At 60.7% G+C, this 19,239-nt stretch carries 22 protein-coding genes (1 of these 22 only partly in view); 14 read left to right on the top strand and 8 right to left on the bottom strand.

The genetic code is table 11. From position 1 onward, the window contains the following. The first annotated feature begins 118 nt into the window (after positions 1-118). The 3 genes from AC4LFW_RS15550 to AC4LFW_RS15540 are packed head-to-tail and all read left to right on the top strand — an operon-like array spanning position 119 to position 2,573. Complete coding sequence (locus AC4LFW_RS15550; protein WP_491820001.1) at positions 119-1,141, top strand: aminoglycoside phosphotransferase family protein; 1,023 nt, start codon at positions 119-121, stop codon at positions 1,139-1,141. Next, positions 1,138-1,803: an N-acetylmuramate alpha-1-phosphate uridylyltransferase MurU gene (gene murU / locus AC4LFW_RS15545; RefSeq protein WP_491820000.1), complete on the top strand. Its 666-nt coding sequence runs from the start codon at positions 1,138-1,140 to the stop codon at positions 1,801-1,803. The genes AC4LFW_RS15550 and murU overlap by 4 nt, the downstream gene beginning before the upstream one ends. Next, positions 1,803-2,573 (top strand): TerB family tellurite resistance protein, encoded by a 771-nt coding sequence (locus AC4LFW_RS15540; protein WP_491819998.1) that lies wholly within the window; start codon positions 1,803-1,805, stop codon positions 2,571-2,573. The genes murU and AC4LFW_RS15540 overlap by 1 nt, the downstream gene beginning before the upstream one ends. A 4-nt stretch (positions 2,574-2,577) precedes the next feature. Here the strand turns inward: AC4LFW_RS15540 and AC4LFW_RS15535 are convergent, their stop codons facing one another. After that, on the bottom strand, positions 2,578-3,594 hold the full coding sequence (locus AC4LFW_RS15535; protein WP_491819997.1) for a DUF3530 family protein: 1,017 nt from the start codon (positions 3,592-3,594) through the stop codon (positions 2,578-2,580). Between the two features lie 294 nt (positions 3,595-3,888). Here AC4LFW_RS15535 and gabT point away from each other — a divergent pair, with 294 nt between their 5' ends. The 7 genes from gabT to trpC all read left to right on the top strand — a co-directional run bounded on the left by gabT (position 3,889) and on the right by trpC (position 10,781). Beyond that, positions 3,889-5,169: a 4-aminobutyrate--2-oxoglutarate transaminase gene (gabT, locus tag AC4LFW_RS15530; protein WP_491819996.1), complete on the top strand. Its 1,281-nt coding sequence runs from the start codon at positions 3,889-3,891 to the stop codon at positions 5,167-5,169. A 102-nt stretch (positions 5,170-5,271) separates the two neighbouring features. Then, the gene (rpe, locus tag AC4LFW_RS15525) at positions 5,272-5,946 is read left to right on the top strand and encodes a ribulose-phosphate 3-epimerase (RefSeq protein ID WP_491819995.1); all 675 of its coding nucleotides are present in this window, start codon (positions 5,272-5,274) and stop codon (positions 5,944-5,946) included. Then, positions 5,943-6,644: a phosphoglycolate phosphatase gene (locus tag AC4LFW_RS15520; protein WP_491819993.1), complete on the top strand. Its 702-nt coding sequence runs from the start codon at positions 5,943-5,945 to the stop codon at positions 6,642-6,644. The genes rpe and AC4LFW_RS15520 overlap by 4 nt, the downstream gene beginning before the upstream one ends. A gap of 180 nt (positions 6,645-6,824) precedes the next feature. Then, the gene (gene trpE / locus AC4LFW_RS15515; protein ID WP_491819991.1) at positions 6,825-8,309 is read left to right on the top strand and encodes an anthranilate synthase component I; all 1,485 of its coding nucleotides are present in this window, start codon (positions 6,825-6,827) and stop codon (positions 8,307-8,309) included. A gap of 2 nt (positions 8,310-8,311) precedes the next feature. Further along, entirely contained in the window at positions 8,312-8,905 is a 594-nt protein-coding gene (locus AC4LFW_RS15510) for an aminodeoxychorismate/anthranilate synthase component II (protein ID WP_491819989.1), read from the top strand. Next, positions 8,905-9,951 (top strand): anthranilate phosphoribosyltransferase, encoded by a 1,047-nt coding sequence (trpD, locus tag AC4LFW_RS15505; RefSeq protein ID WP_491819988.1) that lies wholly within the window; start codon positions 8,905-8,907, stop codon positions 9,949-9,951. The genes AC4LFW_RS15510 and trpD overlap by 1 nt, the downstream gene beginning before the upstream one ends. Further along, complete coding sequence (gene trpC, locus AC4LFW_RS15500) at positions 9,948-10,781, top strand: indole-3-glycerol phosphate synthase TrpC (protein ID WP_491819986.1); 834 nt, start codon at positions 9,948-9,950, stop codon at positions 10,779-10,781. The genes trpD and trpC overlap by 4 nt, the downstream gene beginning before the upstream one ends. Positions 10,782-10,838: 57 nt before the next feature. Here the strand turns inward: trpC and crp are convergent, their stop codons facing one another. After that, entirely contained in the window at positions 10,839-11,483 is a 645-nt protein-coding gene (gene crp / locus AC4LFW_RS15495) for a cAMP-activated global transcriptional regulator CRP (protein WP_491819984.1), read from the bottom strand. A gap of 214 nt (positions 11,484-11,697) precedes the next feature. Here crp and AC4LFW_RS15490 point away from each other — a divergent pair, with 214 nt between their 5' ends. After that, on the top strand, positions 11,698-12,120 hold the full coding sequence (locus AC4LFW_RS15490) for an OsmC family protein (protein WP_491819982.1): 423 nt from the start codon (positions 11,698-11,700) through the stop codon (positions 12,118-12,120). Positions 12,121-12,250: 130 nt separating this feature from the next. Here the strand turns inward: AC4LFW_RS15490 and coq7 are convergent, their stop codons facing one another. From coq7 to hemJ, 4 genes are all read right to left on the bottom strand, one after another. Next, complete coding sequence (gene coq7 / locus AC4LFW_RS15485) at positions 12,251-12,898, bottom strand: 2-polyprenyl-3-methyl-6-methoxy-1,4-benzoquinone monooxygenase (protein WP_491819980.1); 648 nt, start codon at positions 12,896-12,898, stop codon at positions 12,251-12,253. 53 nt (positions 12,899-12,951) lie between these two features. Next, positions 12,952-13,293, bottom strand: a complete 342-nt coding sequence (locus tag AC4LFW_RS15480) for a histidine triad nucleotide-binding protein (RefSeq protein WP_491819979.1) — start codon at positions 13,291-13,293, stop codon at positions 12,952-12,954. 113 nt (positions 13,294-13,406) lie between these two features. Further along, on the bottom strand, positions 13,407-14,381 hold the full coding sequence (locus AC4LFW_RS15475; RefSeq protein ID WP_491819978.1) for an NAD(P)H-dependent flavin oxidoreductase: 975 nt from the start codon (positions 14,379-14,381) through the stop codon (positions 13,407-13,409). Between the two features lie 16 nt (positions 14,382-14,397). After that, positions 14,398-14,826: a protoporphyrinogen oxidase HemJ gene (hemJ, locus tag AC4LFW_RS15470; protein WP_491819976.1), complete on the bottom strand. Its 429-nt coding sequence runs from the start codon at positions 14,824-14,826 to the stop codon at positions 14,398-14,400. A 135-nt stretch (positions 14,827-14,961) separates the two neighbouring features. Between hemJ and argC the strand changes: the two genes are divergently transcribed. Continuing rightward, the gene (argC, locus tag AC4LFW_RS15465; RefSeq protein WP_491819975.1) at positions 14,962-15,996 is read left to right on the top strand and encodes an N-acetyl-gamma-glutamyl-phosphate reductase; all 1,035 of its coding nucleotides are present in this window, start codon (positions 14,962-14,964) and stop codon (positions 15,994-15,996) included. A gap of 136 nt (positions 15,997-16,132) precedes the next feature. Further along, a complete protein-coding gene (erpA, locus tag AC4LFW_RS15460) occupies positions 16,133-16,483 on the top strand; it encodes an iron-sulfur cluster insertion protein ErpA (RefSeq protein ID WP_491819974.1) in 351 nt (116 codons plus the stop codon). A 57-nt stretch (positions 16,484-16,540) separates the two neighbouring features. Here the strand turns inward: erpA and AC4LFW_RS15455 are convergent, their stop codons facing one another. Together AC4LFW_RS15455 and AC4LFW_RS15450 are read right to left on the bottom strand one after the other, a co-directional pair. Beyond that, positions 16,541-17,632: an anhydro-N-acetylmuramic acid kinase gene (locus AC4LFW_RS15455; protein ID WP_491819973.1), complete on the bottom strand. Its 1,092-nt coding sequence runs from the start codon at positions 17,630-17,632 to the stop codon at positions 16,541-16,543. Next, positions 17,632-19,035 carry a peptidoglycan DD-metalloendopeptidase family protein gene (locus AC4LFW_RS15450; RefSeq protein ID WP_491819972.1) on the bottom strand — a complete coding sequence of 468 codons (1,404 nt, stop codon included), beginning with the start codon at positions 19,033-19,035 and terminating at the stop codon, positions 17,632-17,634. Before AC4LFW_RS15450 ends, AC4LFW_RS15455 begins: the two co-directional genes overlap by 1 nt. Before the next feature lie 174 nt (positions 19,036-19,209). Between AC4LFW_RS15450 and tyrS the strand changes: the two genes are divergently transcribed. After that, a protein-coding gene (gene tyrS / locus AC4LFW_RS15445; RefSeq protein ID WP_491819971.1) for a tyrosine--tRNA ligase crosses the window boundary here: on the top strand, positions 19,210-19,239 show its 5' end (the start). The gene runs 1,170 nt beyond the window's last position; the window shows 30 of its 1,200 coding nt (coding positions 1-30); its start codon is at positions 19,210-19,212; the stop codon falls past the right edge of the window.

Genomic DNA, 19,239 nt, shown 5'->3' with positions numbered 1-19,239 from the left:
CCGTGCTTGCGGCGAGCCATCGGCCGGGCTGGGCCGCACGCCTCTCGATGGGCTGAAAAAGATGCTGGATAATAAAGCATGACCTGCCTATCGGCTAGCGCCGTGGAGAGCCCCTGAAATGCCGCAACATGATCAACGCCTGCTGGACCTCAACGCCTGGCTGAAGCCTCATCTAAGCGACCTATTCCAACGTCAGGGCTGGGGGGATGTGCCCGATTCGACGCTGGTCCCGGCCAGCAGCGATGCCAGTTTTCGTCGCTATTTCCGTTGGGAGACGCCGCAGCGCAGCTTCGTGCTGATGGATGCACCGCCTCCTCAGGAGAACTGCCGGCCGTTCGTCAACATCGCGGCCTGTCTTGCTGGCGCTGGCATCCACGTGCCTGAGATTCTGGCCGCCGACCTTGACCGCGGGTTCCTGCTGTTGAGTGATCTGGGGCGGCAAACCTATCTGGACGTGATCGACGCAGGCAACGCGGACGAGCTGTTCGCCGATGCCATGGAGGCGCTGCTGACCTTCCAGGACGGCGCCGATCCGTCTGGCTTGCCAGCTTATAACGAGGCACTGTTGCGCCGGGAGTTGCAATTGTTTCCCGAGTGGTATGTGCAGCGCCATCTTGGGCACAGCCTCACCGCGGTCGAAGAGCAACTTTGGGAGCGCAGCTGCCGCGTGCTGATCGACTCGGCACTGGCGCAGCCTAGGGTATTGGTGCATCGCGACTATATGCCGCGAAACCTGATGGTCAGCGAGCCGAACCCCGGTGTACTGGATTTTCAGGACGCAGTGCTCGGCCCGGTGACCTACGACATAACGTCCCTGTTCAAGGACGCGTTTGTCAGCTGGCCCGAGGAGCGCGTGCTTGGTTGGCTGCAGAGTTATTGGGATGCCGCGCGGGCGAGGGGCATCCCTGTGCAGGAGAGCTTTAGCGAATTTCACCGTGCCAGCGACTTGATGGGGCTTCAACGCCACCTCAAGGTCATCGGTATCTTTGCTCGCATCTGCCACCGCGATGGAAAACCCCGATACCTGGGTGACGTGCCGCGCTTCTTTGCCTATCTCGACACCGTCCTGGCACGACGTCCCGAGCTGGCTGATCTGAAGCAACTCCTGCAAGGGCTGCCGAGGGAGCGGACAACAGCATGAAAGCAATGATTCTCGCTGCAGGCCGGGGAGAACGCCTCCGTCCGCTTACGCTTCATACGCCCAAGCCTCTCGTGCGAGTTGGAGGCATGCCACTGATCGAGTACCACATAAGGGCGCTGGCCAAGGCCGGTTTTGATGATCTGGTGATCAATCACGCCTGGTTGGGCGCCCAAATCGAGAGCCACCTTGGCGATGGTGCCGATCTGGGCGTGCACATCCGCTATTCGCCAGAAGGGGAGCCGCTTGAAACCGGAGGCGGTATCCATCGGGCGCTGCCCTTGCTGGGAGAGGAACCCTTCGTCCTGGTCAATGGCGATATCTGGACCGATTACGACTTCAGCTGCCTTAACAGGCCTCAGTCAGGACTGGCTCATCTTGTACTGGTGGATAACCCGGCGCACCACCGCGAAGGAGATTTTGCCTTGATCGACGGCATCGTCCGTGACGAGTCGACAGCCGCGCTTACCTATAGCGGCATCGCCGTGCTCAGCCCGCGGTTGTTCGTGGGCTGTACGGCGGGCGCTTTCAAGCTGGCGCCCTTGCTGCGCAGAGCCATGGCGGAGGGGCAGGTCAGTGGCGAGCATTACCGGGGGCGCTGGATCGACGTCGGCACCCATGAGCGCCTGGCTGAAGTCGAGCGCGTGCTCGAGGCGCAGCGCTAGTGTTCTGGCCGATCACGCTGCTGGGCGCCCTGGCCGGCTGGCTGCTGGCGAGCATTCCAGGGGCTTTGCTGGGGGCGCTTGTCGGGCAGGTGCTGGATCGCCGTCTCGGAATCGATTCGTGGGCGAACTTGCGGAAACGGCTTGCCGGTGCCAAGCCCGTCATGCCAGGCAACGACTTGCTGTTCTTCTTGCTCGGGCGCCTGGCAAAAAGCAGCGGGCGGATCAGCGAGGCGCACATCCAGGCCGCGCGCAGGGAGATGCAGCGTCTACGGCTGTCGGCCGGACAGCAGCGGGCTGCCATCGATGCCTTCTATCGCGGCAAGTCAAGCGGCGAGGGGCTGCGAGAGCCGCTGCAGCGGTTGCGGGGTCGCCAGGATGAAGCGAAGGCCGTGCTCCAGGCGTGCTGGCGCATGGCAAGGGCGCAAGGGCACGTTGACGCGCGCGAACATGAACTGATCATGCTCTGGGGCAAGTGGATGGGCTGGGACTCGGCGGCAATCGCAGCCCTGGACCAGCACAGAAGCCGCGCCCAGGGTGCCCCGAGCAACCTGGGCGGCGCATACGAGCAGGCCTTGCGGTTGCTCGAGGTGCGTGCAGACAGCGAGCCGCAAGTCATCAAGCGAGCCTACCGGCGGCTGCTCAGTAAACACCACCCTGACAAGCAGGCCGGGGCGGGTGCGACACCGTCGCAGGTGCGCGAGGCCACGGAGCGGACCCGCGAGCTGCACAACGCCTACAGCCTGATCCGTGAGCGACGGGGCTTCCGCTGAGCCGCTATTGCTTGTCCAGCCAGCCCCGAATGCGCCGCAGCAGCCTTTCCCGATCAATCTCGACATTGCCGGTCGGCGGCGGCAGTTTCACCTGGCGGTAGGACGGATGCTGGAGGCGTCGGCTGGCATTCAACCGCTCGCGGGCGGCCGATAAGGTGGCGCTTCTCTCCTCTGAATAGAAGTCGCCGGTAGCCAGTTTGAGTGCCGGAACCAGCTGTGCGACAGCTTCCTGCTGTCCCTCGGGCTGACGTGGCTGGATCATCAACAGGTGCTTGACGTCCGCGGGTGCCAGTTGTTGCAGGTAGCGGGCCGCCCAGTACGCGCCGGTGCCCTGTCCAAGAAGCACGAGGGTGGTCGGCTGCTTGCTGCGGGCGAACGCCAGGGCAGCCTCGATACGTTCATTGATCTGCTCGGCCGGGTCGGCGTTTGGTAGTTCCGGTTCGACGGCAGCGGGCGCCTCTGGCGTTTCAAGCGGCGGTTCGGTGGGTGGCGTTGCAGTTTCCTCTGGCAGATAGCCGGCCTCGCTCGGTGGTTGAACGTCGGGCTGACCTTCGTTCGCTGCCTCGCTTTGTCTGGAAGCCGACACGTCCGCCGGGTCACCTGACGCAGCGGTCATTGGAATAAGATTCGGCGAGTCTGGCAAGGTCAGGCTCAATGTATGCCAACCGTGATCCGGCAGCCCCCGGCGTAGCGGCCCGATGCCGCGCGGCCAGTCTGCCGTCTCCCCATCGCCAGGGACCAGAATGATCGCCCCTTTCGGCTCAGCCACATTGGCAGGTCGCCAGAGCGCGACGAACTCATCTGAACCTGCTTTCAGGCTGAGGAACTCCTCAGGCGGCAGTTGCTGTAACAAGCCGGCGACGATCGTGTCGCTGCGTGAGGGCAGTGCGGGCCGCTCGGCTGCTACCGGGGCAGTGTCGGGGTCCGCGTCGGCCGGCTCGTCCGCGGCACTGATGGACCAGGCTGTCAGTGTTGCAGACAGGGCGACAGCCCACCGAATTGAATCGCGAAAACGAGGCATTGGAACTCCATAAATTAGACGCAACAAGGTCTCTGGAAATTGCGTCGCGGACACCTGGCTTGGGGTGATGCGTACAGTATTGCTGGGTCAAACAGATGCACAGCCAATGGGCAATGCTTGCGCAGCAAGCTCCCAGAAGAAAGCGCAGAAATCGAGCGTGCAAAATAATGCACGGAGTTTTACTGTAATCCGAACGCTCCGGAGGGTGCGGCAGTCGATCATCGTATGCTGCCGTGCCCGCTTCCTGGCGTCCTTCATGACCCGTGCCGACGATGAGCGGCTACCGAGGAGCTTATGAGCAAGACCAACGAATCCCTGATGCAACGCCGTGTCGCCGCCGTCCCCCGTGGCGTCGGTCAGATCCACCCGATCTTTGCCGACCACGCGAAGAACAGCAGCGTGGTGGATGTGGGGGGCCGCGAGTTCATCGATTTCGCCGGCGGCATCGCCGTGCTGAATACCGGCCACCTGCACCCGAAGATCGTCAAGGCGGTGGAAGACCAGCTGCACAAGCTCACCCACACCTGCTTCCAGGTGCTGGCCTACGAACCGTACGTCGAGCTATGCGAGAAGATCAATGCGCGGGTGCCGGGTGATTTCGCCAAGAAGACCCTGCTGGTCACCACCGGCTCCGAGGCCGTGGAGAACGCGGTGAAAATCGCCCGCGCCGCCACCGGCCGTGCTGGTGTGATTGCCTTCACCGGCGCCTATCACGGCCGCACCATGATGACCCTCGGCCTGACCGGCAAGGTCGCCCCGTACTCCGCCGGCATGGGCCTGATGCCGGGCGGGATCTTCCGTGCGCAGTATCCCTGCGCGATCCATGGCGTCAGCGTCGATGAGTCGATCGCCAGTATCGAGCGCATCTTCAAGAACGATGCCGAGCCGCGCGACATCGCCGCGATCATCGTCGAGCCGGTGCAGGGCGAGGGCGGCTTCAATGTCGCGCCGAAGGATTTCATGGCCCGCCTGCGCGCGCTCTGCGACGAGCACGGCATCCTGCTGATCGCCGACGAGGTGCAGACCGGCGCCGGGCGCACCGGCACCTTCTTCGCCATGGAACAGATGGGCGTGGTCGCCGACCTGACCACCTTCGCCAAGTCGGTCGGCGGCGGCTTCCCGATTGCCGGCGTGTGCGGCAAGGCCGAGATCATGGATGCCATCGCGCCCGGCGGGCTGGGCGGCACCTATGCCGGCAACCCGCTGTCCTGCGCGGCGGCGCTGGCGGTCATGGAAATCTTCGAGGAGGAGCAGCTGCTCGACCGCTGCAAGGCCGTGGCGGAGAAGCTCACCGCCGGCCTCAAGGCGATCCAGGCCAAGCACAAGGAGATCGGCGAGGTGCGCGGCCTCGGCGCGATGATCGCCATCGAGCTGTTCGAGGATGGCGACCTGGCGCGACCGGCCGCGGCGCTGACGTCGCAGATCGTCGCCCGGGCGCGGGAGAAGGGCTTGATCCTGCTGTCCTGCGGTACCTACTACAACGTGCTGCGCGTGCTGGTGCCGCTGACAGTCGAGGACGAGCTGCTCGAGCGCGGCTTGGCCATCATCGGCGAGTGCTTCGACGAGCTGACCTGATCCGACCTGACGCGCCGGCATTCGTGGCGGATGTCAGGCGCGCCGCAACCCTGACCCCTCGGGTACAATGCGCGGCATCTTGCCGTGCTACCCGAGGTCGTCATGCAGCCGTTCGCTATCGCCCCTTCGATTCTTTCCGCCAATTTCGCCCGCCTGGGCGAGGAAGTGGACAACGTGCTGGCCGCCGGCGCCGACATCGTCCATTTCGACGTGATGGACAACCACTACGTGCCCAACCTGACCATCGGCCCTATGGTCTGCTCGGCGCTGCGCAAGCATGGCGTCACTGCGCCCATCGATGTGCACCTGATGGTCAAGCCGGTGGATCGCATGATCGGCGACTTCCTCGAGGCCGGCGCGACTTACATCACCTTCCACCCGGAAGCCTCCGAGCACATCGACCGTTCGCTGCAGCTGATCAAGGCCGGCGGCGCCAAGGCCGGTCTGGTGTTCAATCCGGCGACACCGCTGGACGTGCTCAAGTACGTCATGGACAAGGTCGACATGGTCCTGCTGATGAGCGTCAACCCTGGCTTCGGCGGGCAGAAGTTCATTCCCGGCACGCTGGACAAGCTGCGCGAGGCGCGCGCCCTGATCGACGCCAGCGGGCGCGAAATTCGTCTGGAGATCGATGGCGGCGTCAATCCGAAGAACATCCGCGAGATCGCCGCAGCAGGCGCCGACACCTTTGTCGCCGGCTCGGCCATCTTCAACCAGCCGGACTACAAAGCGGTGATCGACCAGATGCGCGCCGAGCTGGCGCTGGCCCGCCCATGACTCGCCTGGAGCAACTGTTCGACGGCACGCTACCGCGGCTGGTGATGTTCGATCTGGACGGCACCCTGATGGACTCGGTACCGGACCTGGCGGCCGCGGTGGACAAGATGCTGATGCTGCTCGGCCGCCCACCGGCCGGTGTGGCCCGCGTGCGCGACTGGGTCGGCAACGGTTCGCGAGTGCTGGTGCGCCGCGCATTGGCCGGTCAGCTGGACCATGACGGTGTGGCCGACGAGCTAGCCGACGAGGCGCTGGCGCTGTTCATGCAGGCCTACGCCGGCGGCCACGAGCTGACCGCTGTCTATCCGGGGGTGCGTGAATGTCTGGACTGGCTGCGCGAGCGGGAGGTGAAGCTCGCGATCATCACCAACAAGCCGGCGCAGTTCATCGAACCGCTGCTGGAGGAGAAGGGGCTGGCTGGTTATTTCCAGTGGCTGGTCGGTGGTGACACGCTGCCTCAGCAGAAGCCTGATCCGGCGGCGTTATTGTGGGTCATGGGTGAGGCTGCGGTCGAACCGGTCGCTTCGCTGTTCGTCGGCGATTCGCGCAATGACGTCCGTGCCGCGAAAGCGGCGTCCGTTCCCTGTGTCGCGCTGACATATGGCTACAACCACGGCGATCCCATCGCTGATGAGGAGCCTGCGCTGGTGCTCGATGACCTGCGCGAGCTGGTTGCTTCGGTTTCGGGGCTGCGCTAGTGTGGCCCCTGTCCTCTGAACCCCCCCAGACGAGATCAGATCGTGGTGGTCACCCGCAAACAATGGATGAATGTCATCAAGGCCCTGGCCCGTTGGCGCTGGCGCGCCTGACATCTTCTGCCGGCTCGGCCGGTACGTTTGCAATCGACCCAATTAGCTCCCTCCGACCACGAGGCTGACATGACCCGCGAAGAATTCCTGCGTTTGGCCGCCGAAGGCCACAACCGCATTCCCCTGTCGTTCGAGACGCTCGCCGATTTCGATACGCCGCTGACGCTCTATCTCAAACTGGCCGACGCGCCCAATTCCTACCTGCTCGAATCCGTGCAGGGCGGCGAGAAGTGGGGGCGATATTCCATTATCGGCCTGCCGTGCCGCACCGTGCTCAGGGTGCACGATCATCGAATCAGCGTGACCACCGACGGCTTCGAGACCGAGGCCTGTGAGATCGAGGATCCGCTGGCCTTCGTCGAAGCCTTCCAGCAGCGCTATCGCGTGGCGCCGGTCGAAGGGTTGCCGCGGTTCAACGGTGGCCTTGTGGGCTACTTCGGTTACGACAGCGTGCGCTATGTGGAGCGCAAGCTGGCGACCTGCCCCAACCCCGATCCGCTGGGCACGCCGGATATCCTCCTGATGGTCTCCGATGCGGTAGTGGTGTTCGACAACCTCGCCGGCAAGCTGCACTGCATCGTGCTGGCCGACCCAGGGCAGCCGGACGCCTATGAGGCGGGGCAGGCGAAACTTCAGGCGCTGCGCGAAAAGCTGCGCCAGTCGATCACCCCGCGCCTGGGTCTGGACTTCGAAAAGAGCAACGGCGCCGAACCGAGCTTCCGCTCCAGTTTCAGCCGCGAGGACTATGAGCAGGCGGTCAACCGTATCAAGGACTACATCCTTGCCGGGGACTGCATGCAAGTGGTGATTTCCCAGCGCATGTCGATTCCGTTCGAGGCGGCGCCGATCGATCTTTACCGCGCGCTGCGCTGCTTCAACCCGACGCCTTATATGTACTTCTTCAACTTCGGCGACTTCCACGTTGTGGGTTCGTCGCCGGAAGTGCTGGTGCGGGTCGAGGAGGGACTGGTCACGGTCCGCCCCATCGCCGGTACCCGTCCACGCGGGGCTAACGAGGAAGCCGATCTTGCGCTGGAAAAGGACTTGCTCGGCGACGCCAAGGAGCTCGCCGAACACCTGATGCTGATCGACCTGGGCCGTAACGATGTAGGCCGCGTCGCCGAAAACGGGTCGGTGCGGCTGACCGAGAAGATGGTCATCGAGCGCTATTCCAACGTCATGCACATCGTTTCCAACGTCACCGGCCAGCTCAAGGCGCCGCTGACGGCGATGGATGCGCTTCGCGCCATCTTGCCGGCGGGCACCCTGTCCGGCGCGCCGAAGATTCGCGCCATGGAAATCATCGATGAGCTGGAGCCGGTTAAACGCGGTGTCTACGGCGGCGCCGTCGGCTATCTGGCCTGGAACGGCAACATGGATACCGCTATCGCCATCCGTACCGCAGTGATCAAGGATGGCGAACTCCACGTGCAGGCGGGCGCCGGCATCGTGGCCGATTCGCAGCCAACGCTGGAGTGGGAAGAAACGCTCAACAAACGCCGCGCCATGTTCCGCGCGGTCGCCCTGGCCGAACGCGACCAGCAGGAGAACTGATCATGCTGTTGATGCTCGATAACTACGATTCCTTCACCTACAACGTTGTGCAGTACCTGGGCGAGTTGGGCGCGAACGTCAAGGTAGTGCGCAACGACGAGCTGAGCGTGGCCCAGATCGAGGCCTTGAATCCCGAGCGCATTGTCGTTTCGCCCGGCCCATGCACGCCGAACGAGGCGGGCGTCTCGCTGGAGCTGATCCGCCATTTCGCCGGCAAGTTGCCAATTCTGGGTGTCTGCCTCGGCCATCAGAGTATCGGCCAGGCGTTTGGCGGCGACGTGGTACGTGCCCGCCAGGTCATGCATGGCAAGACCAGTCCGGTTTTTCATGAAGATACAGGTGTGTTCGCCGGCCTGAACAATCCGGTCACCGTCACCCGTTACCATTCGCTGGTGGTCAAGCTGGAAACGCTACCGGACTGTCTGGAAGTCACCGCGTGGACGCGCAACGACGACGGCAGCGTCGATGAGATTATGGGCCTGCGGCACAAGACGCTGAATGTCGAAGGGGTTCAGTTTCACCCCGAATCGATCCTGACCGAGCAGGGCCATGAGCTGTTCGCCAATTTTCTGAAGCAGACCGGAGGCGTGCGCTGATGGATATCAAGGAAGCCCTCAACCGCATAGTCGGTCAGCTGGATCTGAGCACCGATGAGATGAAGGCGGTGATGCGCCAGATCATGACCGGTCAGTGCACCGATGCGCAGATTGGCGCCTTCCTCATGGGCATGCGCATGAAGAGCGAAACCATCGATGAGATCGTCGGTGCCGTGCAGGTCATGCGGGAACTCGCTGCACCGGTCCATTTCGACACCCATCGCCTGGTGGATACATGCGGGACGGGCGGCGACGGTATGAATATCTTCAACGTCTCGACTGCTGCTGCATTTGTCGTGGCGGCTGCCGGCGGCAAGGTGGCCAAGCATGGCAACCGGGCAGTTTCCGGCAAGAGCGGAAGCGCCGACCTGCTCGAAGCGGCGGGTGTCTATCTCGATCTGAGCCCCGAGCAGGTTGCACGCAGCGTCGATGCGGTAGGTGTCGGTTTCATGTTCGCCCCAGCCCACCACGGCGCAATGAAGTTTGCCGCCGGGCCACGCCGCGAACTGGGTTTGCGCACCCTGTTCAACATCCTCGGTCCTATGTCCAACCCGGCGGGCGTCAAGCATCAGGTACTCGGCGTGTTCAGCAAGGAACTCTGCCGGCCCATGGCCGAAGTGCTCGCGCGCCTTGGTAGCGAGCACGTGCTGGTTGTTCATGCCCAGGACGGCCTGGATGAAATCAGCCTGGCGGCACCTACTTACGTAGCCGAGCTGAAAGGGGGCGAGATCAGCGAGTACCGTATCCAGCCGGAAGACTTTGGTATCAAGAGCCAGAGCCTGATTGGTCTCAGCGTGGAGGATGCGCAGGGTTCGCTGGCGCTGATTCGCGATGCACTGGGTCGCCGTAAGACTGAAAATGGTCAGAAGGCAGCCGACATGATCGTGCTTAACGCTGGTGCTGCGCTCTACGCGGCGGATGTGGCCAGCTGCCTCAAGCAGGGCGTCGAGATTGCCCATGACGCACTTCATACAGGCCTGGCACGTGACAAGCTCGAGGAGCTGGTGTCATTCACCGTAGTGTTCAAGCAGGAGCAGCCGCGATGAGCGTACCGACGATTCTGGAAAAGATCATCGCACGCAAGCACGAGGAAGTGGCTGAGCGACAGCTGCGGACTAGCCTGGGTGAGTTGGAGGTGCTGGCTGCAGGAGCCGATCCGGTACGGGGCTTCGCGCGCCGTATGCAGGAGCAGGTCGCCAGCAAGCGACCAGCAGTGATTGCCGAGGTGAAGAAGGCCTCACCCAGCAAAGGTGTGCTGCGCGCAGAGTTCCATCCGGCCGAGATTGCTCGAAGCTACGAAGCGGGTGGTGCGACATGTCTTTCCGTGTTGACCGATGTCGACTTCTTCCAGGGAGCCGATGACTATCTCAAGCAAGCCCGGGCCGCCTGTTCTCTACCAGTGATTCGCAAGGATTTCATGGTCGACCCTTACCAGGTCGTCGAGGCGCGAGCACTCGGCGCAGACTGCATCCTGTTGATCGCCGCAGCGTTGGACGATGTCCTGATGAAGGAGCTGGCAGACGTCGCTGCCACGCAAGGGCTCGATGTACTGGTGGAGGTGCATGATGGCCAGGAGCTTGAGCGCGCGCTGCGCCTGTCGACACCGCTGCTAGGTATCAACAACCGGAATCTCCATACCTTTGATGTGAGTCTGGAGACAACACTGGATCTGTTGCCGCGCATCCCGCGCGATCGCACCGTGATCACTGAAAGTGGCGTGCTCCATCGCGCCGACGTTCAGCTGATGGAGATCAATGGGGTACACGCGTTTCTGGTCGGAGAAGCCTTCATGCGGGCGGAGCAGCCGGGGCTGGAGCTTCAGCGGCTGTTCTTTCCGGGGCGCGGCAGGCCCATCACCGCAGCCGATCCAGATTGATCACCTCATGAACAAGCCGGCCCCCCAGCCGGCTCGTTCATAGGTAGGGAGTGCACGTCAGCGAGTCCCGAAGACCACCATGGTCTTGCCCTTTACGTGTACCAGCCCTTGTGCTTCGAGGCTTTTCAGCACGCGCCCGACCATCTCGCGGGAGCAGCCAACGATACGGCCGATTTCCTGCCGCGTAATCTTGATCTGCATGCCATCCGGATGAGTCATGGCGTCCGGCTGCTTGCACAGGTCGAGCAGGGTGCGCGCAACACGGCCGGTGACGTCGAGAAAGGCCAGGTCGCCCACCTTGCGGGTGGTGTTGCGCAGGCGCTCAGCCATCTGGCTGCCCAGCGCATAGAGGATGTCGGGGTCCTGCTGGGTCAGCTCGCGGAACTTCGCATAACTTACCTCGGCAACTTCGCACTCGGTCTTGGCGCGTACCCAGGCGCTGCGTTCTTTTTCGTTCCCTTCCTTTTCGAACAACCCCATCTCCCCGAAGAAGTCTCCCGAGTTGAGATAGGCAATGATCATCTCTCGTCCGTCATCATCCTCGATCAGGATGGTGACCGAACCTTTGACTATGAAGTAAAGGGTTTCAGAGCGATCACCTGCATAGATGATCGTGCTTTTGGCGGTATAGCGCCGTCGATGACAATGCGCGAGCAGTTTATCGAGGTTCTTGATCTTGGGCGTAAGTGTGATAGCGACCATGCTGAAGTCCCGGAGTTATATCCAATAAAAGGGCTTTCTTATTATTTATGACTGAGTGCAGTTGTCAGCCTTGGGGAGATTAACAGACCTGTTCGGCTAGACAATAAAACTGCGACACGAATATCAACTGCCGTAGGGCATCTTCGTCGGATTGCCAACTGCGGTGAGGCGGGGCTCTCATGTTAAGCTTCGTGCTTTTCTACCGGAGTCGACGATGAAAGCGCGCATTCAGTGGGCCGGCGAGGCGATGTTTCTCGGCGAGTCAGGAAGTGGTCACGTTGTGGTCATGGATGGCCCGCCAGAACATGGAGGGCGGAATCTAGGCGTCCGGCCGATGGAAATGCTTCTGCTTGGACTTGGTGGCTGCAGCAACTTCGATGTCGTTAGCATTCTGCGCAAGTCACGCCAACCGGTAGAGAGCTGCGAGGCTTTTCTTGAGGCTGAGCGCGCTACCGAAGACCCCAAGGTATTCACCAAGATTCATCTGCATTTTCTGGTAAAGGGGCGCGGTTTGAAGGAAGCGCAGGTCAAGCGGGCAATCGAGCTGTCTGCCGAGAAGTACTGCTCCGCCTCGATCATGCTGGGAAATGCCGGTGTCGAGATCACGCATGGCTACGAAATCGTCGAGCTAGGCTAGAAATCAGGGGGCTGCCACGTCAGGCAAGCCCTACGGCGATCATCCGTCTCAGGCATCCGCGCGCCGGCTTCGGTTGCCATCGTTAGCGCCCCGTTATCAAACGGGGCGTCTACGTTTCGGCTCAGCGGCTTCAGATCCGATAGGTGGCTTTGGTCATTACGTTGGCCATCAGGCTCATGCCGAACTTGATTGGCGCAGGAAACCGCAGCCCGCCTGCCTCCAGGGCGGCCGTAGAATGCTGAGCCTCATCCTTGCGCATCTGCTCCAGGATGGCGCGGGACTTCTCATCCGCGTCCGGGATCTGCGCGAGATGCTCATCCAGATGCTTGCAGACCTGATCTTCCGTAGCGGCGACGAATCCAAGGCTGATTCGATCGCTGATCAGGCCAGCTGATGCACCGATTCCGAACGACAGTCCATAGAACAATGGATTGAGCACACTGGTATGGCTGCCTAGCTGGTGGATGCGTTGCTCGCACCACGCCAGATGATCGATCTCCTCATCGGCCGCATGCTCCATGGCCGCCCGAACCCGGGGCAGCCGCGCCGTCAGCGCCTGCCCCTGGTATAGCGCCTGCGCACAGACCTCACCGGTGTGGTTGATGCGCATCAGCCCGGCCACATGGCGTGCTTCGCTGTCGCTCAGGTCTGTTTCGTTTTTCAAAGTTGCCGGCGTCGGTCGCTGAGGCTGCCCGCTGAACGGCAGCAGGGTCCGGAGCGCGGCGTCAGCCTGCATCAGAAGGCGATCGGCTGGTGAATATTCGCGTTGATTGGGCATGTCGCCTCCTGAAGGTATAAGAAGCCATTGGCTGGGGATTCGATTGGCGCGACTCAGCCTGGCGGCCAATGCATCTGGCGTTGGCCAAGCACATGCATATGGATGTGATAAACCGTCTGGCCGCCGAGGTCGTTGCAGTTCATGACGATGCGGAATCCCTCTTGGCAGCCCTGTTCTTCAGCGAGGCGCTGAGCAGTGAAGAGAATATGGCCGGCGAGTGCCTTGTCCTCGCTTTCGCTCAGGTCATGGAGCGTCGCGATGTGTTTCTTGGGAATAACCAGAAAATGGACAGGTGCATGAGGCGCAATGTCATTGAAGGCGATTACCTGATCGTCTTCGTATAGCTTGTGCGCGGGAATAGCCCCAGTCGCGATCTTGCAGAAGAGACAGTCCATGATGTTTCTCCGGGGGTGTGGCTCGTTTGGCAGTGTAACAGGCCGTCGGTGCCCTAGAGGTTCATGTCACCTAGCTGCGTCCGTATTACGAGCGCGCTTGGGTTCGATTCGCCTCATGCCTGGCGGGACCAGCGCTGTGCCAGATTGGCGGCCTGGCTGTGAGCTGCTCGGTACTCCTGATCGAGGCGCTCGATAAGCTCATGAGCGCTTGGCAGGTCATTAATCTCGCCGACCCCTTGGCCGGCGGACCAGACGGTTTTCCATGCCTTTGCTTCGTCGCTGACAGGCTTGAGCTTCTCGGCATGGTCCATTTGCCCCTTGCCTTGCAATCTAGCCTCGTCGAAGCCAGCTCTTTGCAGGCTTTGACGCATGAAACTGGCAGGAACGCCCGACACCGCCGCGGTATGGACGATGTCGGCAGCGCGGGCCTGAAGCAACATTTCCTTGTAATCATCGGAAGCCTGGCTTTCCTGCGTCGCAATGAAGCGCGTGCCCATGTATGCAATGTCGGCACCAAGCAGTTGCGCTGCGAATATTTCGTGTCCGTGGTTGAGGCAGCCTGACAGCAACAGGGTTTTGTCGAAGAACTGGCGAATTTCTGCGATCAGCGCGAATGGGCTCCACGTACCTGCATGCCCTCCCGCTCCAGCGGCGACTGCAATCAGGCCATCTACACCCGCTTGCGCAGCTTTTTCGGCGTGCCGGCGGGTCGTCACATCATGAAACACCAGACCTCCGTAACTATGGACCGCGTCCACCACCTCTTTCACCGCTCCAAGACTGGTGATGACGATGGGTACCCGTTGATCCACGCATATGCTCAGGTCTGCCTGCAAGCGTGGGTTGCTGTGATGAACTATGAGGTTGACCGCGTATGGTGCCGCGCTGGTTGCTGAGGAAAGTCGTGCATCGATGTCTTGCAGCCAGTCTCGAAAGCCACTGCTTTCTCGCTGATTCAACGCGGGGAAGCTGCCCACGATACCGTTGCGGCAGCAGGCGGCTACCAGGGCGGGGTTCGAGACCAGGAACATGGGAGCTGCGACCAGAGGCAGGCGCAGGCGTTGTTCAAGCAGGTTGGGCAGCGACATGGAGCCCTCCTCGATTTCAGAAAGGTTTTACGACTACCAGAATGACAATGGCGAGCAACAACAGAACCGGAAATTCGTTGAACCAACGATAGAACACGTGGCTTCGAGTATTTTCGTCTCGAGCGAAGCGTTTCAGCTGAGCGCCACACAGGTGGTGGTAGCCGATCAAAAGGACGACCAGGGCCAGCTTCGCGTGCAGCCACCCGCCCGTACTGAACAGTGCAGGGTTTAGCGCAATCATCCCAATCCCGAAAAGCAGCGTTGCGACCATCGATGGCATCATGATGCCGCGGTAGAGCTTGCGTTCCATCACTTTGAAGCGTTCGCGGCTGGGAGCGTCTTCGCTCATTGCGTGATAGACAAACAGCCTCGGAAGATAAAACAGACCGGCAAACCAGCAGACGATTGCAACGATGTGCAGGGCCTTAATCCAGAGATAGAGCATTCATTACATTCCTGGGTAGCAGAGTTGGGCTGATAGTAGAGGTATGCGAGGCCGCGCGTCACCTCAGCGGTTGGCCCTGGGCGCGAGCACCTTTATCATCGGCAATCTTTATCGTTCCACTGCAAGAGGCAGCTCATGGTCAAGGTCGGAATCGTTGGCGGTACAGGCTATACCGGGGTCGAGTTGTTGCGTTTGCTGGCTCAGCACCCTCAGGCCGAGGTGGCTGTCATTACCTCGCGCTCCGAGAACGGTGTAAGGGTGACGGACATGTACCCGAACCTGCGCGGCCACTACGACAAGCTTGCTTTCAGCGTGCCGGATACTGCGACACTCGGCTCATGTGACGTGGTTTTCTTCGCTACGCCACACGGCGTTGCGCATTCACTGGCCGCAGAGCTGCTCGCGGCGGGGACCAAGGTCATCGACCTGTCGGCAGACTTCCGCCTGCAGGATGCGCAGGAATGGGCCGAGTGGTACGGCCAGCCGCATGGCGCTCCCGAGCTGTTGCCAGAAGCCGTCTATGGCTTGCCGGAGGTCAACCGGGAACAGATCAAGGGCGCAAGGCTGATCGCTGTGCCTGGTTGCTATCCAACCGCGACTCAGCTCGGCTATCTGCCGCTGCTGGAGAACTGTCTAGCTGACACGTCGAGGCTGATTGCCGACTGCAAATCAGGCGTTAGCGGAGCTGGTCGCGCCGCCAAGATCGGCTCCTTGTTCACCGAAGCCGGGGAAAGCATGATGGCCTACGCAGTCAAAGGGCATCGTCATCTACCGGAAATAACACAAGGTTTGCGCCGCGCCGCCAATGGGAACATCGGGCTGACATTCGTCCCTCATCTCACGCCCATGATTCGAGGCATCCATGCAACGTTGTACGCGACAGTGGCGGACACGTCCGTCGACCTACAGGCGCTCTACGAGACGCGTTATGCCAACGAGCCCTTCGTCGATGTCATGCCTGCCGGTAGCCACCCGGAAACCCGTAGCGTGCGTGGCGCGAACGTTTGTCGGATCGCTGTCCACCGGCCACAGGGGGGTGACTTGGTCGTGGTCTTGTCGGTCATCGACAACCTGGTGAAAGGGGCGTCCGGTCAAGCGCTGCAGAACATGAATATTCTTTTTGACCTGGACGAACGGCTCGGTTTAGGCAACGCGGCCCTGCTGCCGTAAAGGCTGTTCGTCCTGGCTGCGGAGCCAAGAGAGCTGAGGCAGTGGGTTCGCTGATGAATAGTTGACCAATTTCGTAGGACAAGCCGATAATGCTTCGTCTACGCAGCAATGCGCGCATGCGCGCCAGGAGAATATGATGAGTGTCGAATCCTTTACGCCCACCGCTATCCAGTTCAGTCAGGGTGCTGCGAGCAAAGTGAGGACTCTCGTTGATGAAGAGGGAAACCCGCGCTTAAAACTGCGAGTCTTTGTCACGGGAGGGGGTTGCTCTGGTTTTCAGTACGGCTTCACGTTTGATGAAGATCTGGCTGAGGATGACACCATCATCGAGCGCGAGGGCGTGAGCCTCGTGGTGGACCCGATGAGTTACCAATACCTAGCTGGAGCTGAAGTTGACTATCAGGAGGGGCTGGAGGGATCTCGTTTCGTCATCAAGAACCCCAACGCTACTACCACATGCGGATGTGGTCAGTCATTCTCTATCTGACCACAGCCACAGCTGCGCTGAAGCGACGTGCCTGACGTTCGCTCACCGCGCCAGGGTTCAGGCGGGGTAGATTGCGCCCAGAATCCGAAGACCTTTGGCCCCTGTGACGCTCGGTCGGTTGGCCGGGACGCCTTCAATACAGCAGTGCGCAAGCCAGGCAAAGGCCATCGCCTCTATCCAGTCGGGCTCAATGCCATGGTTCGCAGTGCTCGACACTTGGCATCCAGGCAGTAGCTCCTGCAACCTGTTCATCAATGCGACGTTATGAGCGCCACCTCCACAGACGAGTAATTCGGCCGTTTCCGGTTGGCTGGCTAGCAACGCATCGCAAATGCTTCTGGCAGTCAGCTCGAGTAACGTCGCCTGTACATCTGCTGGCGCGACGTCAGGCAAGGGCGCTAGCTTATGCTCCAGCCACTGCAGGTTGAACAACTCTCGCCCGGTACTCTTGGGTCCTTGTCTGGTGAAAAAGCTATCGTTGAGCAGAGTACCGAGGAGCTGACCGGATACACGTCCGCTCGAAGCCCAGTCACCATTTCGATCGTAGGGTTGGCCTTGGTGCCGATTTATCCAGGCGTCGAGCAGCACATTACCCGGACCGCAGTCGAATCCGCGTACCGTCTTGCCGGGATGAAGCAAGCTAAGATTACTGAAGCCGCCTACGTTCAATACCGCTCGTGGACGTGCTGTATCGCCGAATACGGCTTCGTGGAACGCAGGTACCAACGGGGCTCCCTGCCCACCTGCCGCTACGTCACGGCGGCGGAAATCAGCAACGACAGAGATATCGGTCAGTTCCGCGATAAGCGCGGGGTTTCCGATCTGAATGGTGAAGCCACGTTGGGGCTCATGTCGCACGGTTTGCCCATGACTTCCGATGGCCCGGACGGCTGAGTTGTCTATGCCTAGCCGCCGCAGCAGCTTTTGTATACCGCAGCTGGCTAACTCCGCCCAGGCCTGTTCAGCTGTGGCTGCCCGAGCCAACTCGTCGCTTCCCGGAGAGCAAAGCGCAAGCAACTCCTGCTTCAACCGTGCAGGCATCGCTTCGTAATGCGTACCAAGCAACGACGTTCGCTTGCCTTGTTCTATGAGGGCGAAGTCGAGACCGTCAAGACTGGTGCCTGACATGACCCCGATGTATAGAGGCATTAGCGGTTCTGCATGGCTAGCATGGTGGCACGCTCTTCATCCATGCGGGCCATCAGGGGGCCGCTAAGCTGAAGAAATCGCTGCTTTTCATTCTTCGCAATGGGGTCAGCCATGGGTAGCTTTAGCCCGAGCGGGTCTACATGCACGCCGTCTACCTGAAACTCATAATGCAAATGGGGGCCGGTAGATAGACCGGTGGTGCCGATATAGCCAATTATTTGCCCTTGCTTGACCGTCGAACCGTTCCGCACTCCTTTTGCAAAGCCCTGCATATGCGCGTAGAGCGTCCGGTAACGGTTGCCATGCTGTATCACGACGGTATTCCCATAACCGCCCTTGCGGCCCGCGAGCAGAACCTTCCCATCGCCGGCGCTTTTGATCGGCGTCCCACGCGGAGCGGCATAATCGACCCCTTTGTGGGCACGAATTTTATTCAGAATTGGATGCTTGCGGCCGTTGGAAAAGCGCGAGCTGATACGCGCAAAGTCAACGGGAGTGCGGATGAACGCTTTTCGCATGCTGCTGCCGTCAGCTGTGTAGTAGCTGCTATTGCCCTGCTTGTTCGTATAGCGAACCGCAGTATACGACTTGCCTCGGTTCGTAAAGCGAGCAGCAAGGATATTGCCGGTTCCAACGCGCTCGCCCCCAATCATCTTTTCCTCATAGACCACTTCGAAAGTATCGCCTTTGCGAATGTCCATGGCGAAATCGATGTCATAGCCGAAAACGTTGGCTAGATCCATCGTAAGATTATGGCTTAGGCCGGCACGCTTGGCTGCGAGGAACAGACTGCTATCAATACGGCCATAAGCGTAGGCGTTATGAACGTCTGGCTTGATCTGCTCCTTCTTGAACACATAACCAGAGTCGGACCTCTCCAGCTGTATGCTTTCCAGTTTGTTCAGCGGGCTCCGCAACTTCTCGAGCTCTCCTCGCTCGTTCAATTGAAACTCGAGTCGTTGACCAACGTTGAGCCGCGCCAGCTGCTTGGCCCCCTTGCTGCTCGCCAGGACCTCGTGGACGGTTGATTGCGGAAGGCCCACCTTGGCAAACACGGTCGATAAGGTATCACCGTTGGCGACAATCACTTCCTTGAGCGGAGACTCGATCTCCGTCATGGCTTCGTTGGTCTCCGTGGGGACGTCGAGCTCTGTAGCTTCAGCTTCGTCCTGATTCAACATGGGCTCTGCGAAAGGCGCTTGCGTGGAAGGCGAAAGAGAGGCGATGTCAACAGGGGCCAGTTCAGCCGGGGTGTCTAACTTGAGGTCAAGATAAGTTCTCTTGGCCTCGACTTCGCGGGATGGAAAGACAAGGAGTGCCAGGCTCAGAAGCGCAGCTACACCGCTCGCAGCCAGCAGATGGCTCTTCGGGTAGAGTGGTGCTTTCGATTTTGAATAGGTCATTAGAAGTCTGGCGATATTTTGTACAGGAAAATATCTGCCTAAAATATAACCAAAGACTCCACGAGGCAACCCTGAGGTTGCCCCGCCGCCCACTGGATCACATTCCCCGGCATTGAATTCTTCGGGGTATCTTGTAAGGTTGTCGCCCTTTTATCTTCGGTTGCGGAGCCTGCAATGAAGTCAGTTCAAGATCAGCTGTCGGTT

Source organism: Stutzerimonas sp. C6.4V (assembly GCF_058536345.1).
The sequence above is the reverse complement of the archived record's forward strand: the minus strand, read 5'-3'. Positions and strand labels throughout refer to the sequence as shown.

Excerpts from the sequence above, each read along its gene's own strand:
- AC4LFW_RS15490 (WP_491819982.1), top strand. The coding sequence starts at position 11,698 with ATGAAAGCGCGCATTCAGTGGGCCGGCGAGGCGATGTTTCTCGGCGAG.
- trpE (WP_491819991.1), top strand. The coding sequence starts at position 6,825 with ATGACCCGCGAAGAATTCCTGCGTTTGGCCGCCGAAGGCCACAACCGC.
- AC4LFW_RS15520 (WP_491819993.1), top strand. The coding sequence starts at position 5,943 with ATGACTCGCCTGGAGCAACTGTTCGACGGCACGCTACCGCGGCTGGTG.
- erpA (WP_491819974.1), top strand. The coding sequence starts at position 16,133 with ATGAGTGTCGAATCCTTTACGCCCACCGCTATCCAGTTCAGTCAGGGT.
- coq7 (WP_491819980.1), bottom strand. The coding sequence starts at position 12,898 with ATGCCCAATCAACGCGAATATTCACCAGCCGATCGCCTTCTGATGCAG.
- AC4LFW_RS15550 (WP_491820001.1), top strand. The coding sequence starts at position 119 with ATGCCGCAACATGATCAACGCCTGCTGGACCTCAACGCCTGGCTGAAG.
- gabT (WP_491819996.1), top strand. The coding sequence starts at position 3,889 with ATGAGCAAGACCAACGAATCCCTGATGCAACGCCGTGTCGCCGCCGTC.
- trpD (WP_491819988.1), top strand. The coding sequence starts at position 8,905 with ATGGATATCAAGGAAGCCCTCAACCGCATAGTCGGTCAGCTGGATCTG.
- murU (WP_491820000.1), top strand. The coding sequence starts at position 1,138 with ATGAAAGCAATGATTCTCGCTGCAGGCCGGGGAGAACGCCTCCGTCCG.
- AC4LFW_RS15455 (WP_491819973.1), bottom strand. The coding sequence starts at position 17,632 with ATGCCTCTATACATCGGGGTCATGTCAGGCACCAGTCTTGACGGTCTC.
- argC (WP_491819975.1), top strand. The coding sequence starts at position 14,962 with ATGGTCAAGGTCGGAATCGTTGGCGGTACAGGCTATACCGGGGTCGAG.
- AC4LFW_RS15450 (WP_491819972.1), bottom strand. The coding sequence starts at position 19,035 with ATGACCTATTCAAAATCGAAAGCACCACTCTACCCGAAGAGCCATCTG.
- crp (WP_491819984.1), bottom strand. The coding sequence starts at position 11,483 with ATGGTCGCTATCACACTTACGCCCAAGATCAAGAACCTCGATAAACTG.
- AC4LFW_RS15475 (WP_491819978.1), bottom strand. The coding sequence starts at position 14,381 with ATGTCGCTGCCCAACCTGCTTGAACAACGCCTGCGCCTGCCTCTGGTC.
- AC4LFW_RS15510 (WP_491819989.1), top strand. The coding sequence starts at position 8,312 with ATGCTGTTGATGCTCGATAACTACGATTCCTTCACCTACAACGTTGTG.
- hemJ (WP_491819976.1), bottom strand. The coding sequence starts at position 14,826 with ATGCTCTATCTCTGGATTAAGGCCCTGCACATCGTTGCAATCGTCTGC.
- AC4LFW_RS15480 (WP_491819979.1), bottom strand. The coding sequence starts at position 13,293 with ATGGACTGTCTCTTCTGCAAGATCGCGACTGGGGCTATTCCCGCGCAC.
- trpC (WP_491819986.1), top strand. The coding sequence starts at position 9,948 with ATGAGCGTACCGACGATTCTGGAAAAGATCATCGCACGCAAGCACGAG.
- AC4LFW_RS15535 (WP_491819997.1), bottom strand. The coding sequence starts at position 3,594 with ATGCCTCGTTTTCGCGATTCAATTCGGTGGGCTGTCGCCCTGTCTGCA.
- rpe (WP_491819995.1), top strand. The coding sequence starts at position 5,272 with ATGCAGCCGTTCGCTATCGCCCCTTCGATTCTTTCCGCCAATTTCGCC.